1 pseudogene is annotated in these 648 nt (G+C 56.5%); it reads right to left on the minus strand.

Going from position 1 to position 648, the window contains the following annotated elements:
* Positions 1–648 (minus strand): annotated as a pseudogene (locus tag ACTHSW_RS10800) (hypothetical protein); the annotation flags it as partial.

A 648-nucleotide genomic window follows, 5' to 3' on the forward strand; every position in this document is an offset into this window, starting at 1 on the left:
GGTCACTTTATCGTCTTGGGCTTCGGTGGTGATGTTGTCGTCGCCGGCAACGGTCACGGTGGAGCCGAGTTTTTCGACATTGGTGCTGCCGCTGTCGCCATTGAAGGTCAGGCCTTTGTTGTCAACGGTAGTTTTGGCGTCTACGCCTTTTTGGATTTCGGCTTTGGTGCCGTCAGCCAAGTCGATGCTGTAGTTGGTCACATTGTTCGCGTCTGCTGCTGAAGCAGTGACGGTCACTTTGCTCGAACCGGCGCTCGCTGTCGTGCCTTTGGCGTTGACGGTGTAAACGTCTTGGCCGTTGGCTCCGGTCGTTTTCACCACGTCTTTGATGTTGGTACCGGCACGTACTTCGGTACGGGCGGCGGCGCTTTGCTGTTTCAGCTGGCTGTAGTTGACGGCGTCGGTGTCATCGGTACCGGCGGCTACGTTGGTGATTTTGTTGCCGGCGGCATGGATGCCTGACTTGGTCACACTCGGGCCACCGGTAATGGTGAGGCCGTCTGAATTCAGTTTGCTGTCGCCTGCGGTCACGCTGTCAACGATGATGTCTTTGGCCAGTTTCAGCTGTGCACCACCGGCTACGGTTTCGCTGATGATGTTGCTGTCGCCTTTGACATTGATGGTGTCGCCCAATGCGTAGTTGTTGCT

Source organism: Neisseria sp. P0008.S004, assembly GCF_051962755.1.
GTDB classification, from domain to species: domain Bacteria; phylum Pseudomonadota; class Gammaproteobacteria; order Burkholderiales; family Neisseriaceae; genus Neisseria; species Neisseria subflava_A.